Origin of the sequence: Methylobacterium nigriterrae, from assembly GCF_037106235.1 — a bacterium.
GTDB lineage: Bacteria > Pseudomonadota > Alphaproteobacteria > Rhizobiales > Beijerinckiaceae > Methylobacterium > Methylobacterium nigriterrae.
The window spans coordinates 1-263 of the sequence record NZ_JBAWTG010000963.1 but is presented as its reverse complement, the minus strand read 5'-3'; the positions used below and the strand labels follow the sequence as shown (position 1 = coordinate 263).

The window sequence follows — 263 nt, the reverse complement described above, 5'->3', positions numbered from 1 at the left end:
TCGTGATGACGATCCCGCTCGCGGTGCTCGCCTTCGGGGCGCTCTTCGCCGGCCTGATCTTCCAGGACCGCTTCATCGGCGAGGGCATGGAGGCCTTCTGGGGCCACGCGCTGGCGCACGGTCCCGACACCCACATCATGCACGACATCCACCATGTCCCGGGCTGGGTCTCGGCCTCGCCCTTCATCATGCGGGTGCTCGGCTTCGTGCTGGCTTTCTGGAGGTACATCCGCCGGCCGGAGCTGCCGGCGCGGCTGGCCGCC

General features: G+C 69.6%; 1 pseudogene. It reads left to right on the top strand.

The annotated features are described in order from the left end of the window. A pseudogene (locus WDW90_RS39875) lies at positions 1-263 on the top strand (NADH-quinone oxidoreductase subunit L); the annotation flags it as partial.